Below are 496 nucleotides of genomic sequence, written 5' to 3'. Positions count from 1 at the left end.
CTACGTGTCCACGCTGTTCGTCGTCCTCAAGGCGGCCCGGTACCTGGACGCGGCCGAGGAGGTCGAGTTCGGGGAGCTGCACCTGTTCCTCGGCCGCGACTTCGCGATCACCGTCCGGCACAGCGAGTCGCCGGACCTCTCGCGGGTGCGCCGCCGGCTGGAGAGCGAGCCGGCGCTGCTGGCCAAGGGCAGCGAGGCGGTGCTGTACGCGACGCTGGACGCCGTCGTCGACGGGTACCGCCCGGTGGTCGACGGGCTGGCCAACGACATTGACGAGATCGAGACCGAGGTCTTCCGCGGGGACCCCGGGGTCTCCCGCCGCATCTACGAGCTCTCGCAGGAGGTGCTGGAGTTCCAGCGGGCCGCCCAGCCGCTCACCGGGATCATCGCCGCGCTGACCGCCGGCTTCGACAAGTACGGGGTGGACGAGGAGCTGCGGGGCTACCTGCGCGACGTCGCCGACCACGTCATCCAGGCTGTCTCTTATACACATCTC

The 496-nt window shown here is 70.0% G+C and carries 1 protein-coding gene; it reads left to right on the top strand.

Annotated elements, in window-relative coordinates; translation table 11 throughout:
- A partial coding sequence (locus DQ244_RS19140; RefSeq protein ID WP_304557445.1) for a CorA family divalent cation transporter occupies window positions 1–496 on the top strand: 496 nt, incomplete at both ends.

Origin of the sequence: Blastococcus sp. TBT05-19 (genome assembly GCF_003319095.1) — a bacterium.
GTDB lineage: Bacteria > Actinomycetota > Actinomycetes > Mycobacteriales > Geodermatophilaceae > Blastococcus.
The sequence above is the reverse complement of the archived record's forward strand: the minus strand, read 5'-3'. Positions and strand labels throughout refer to the sequence as shown.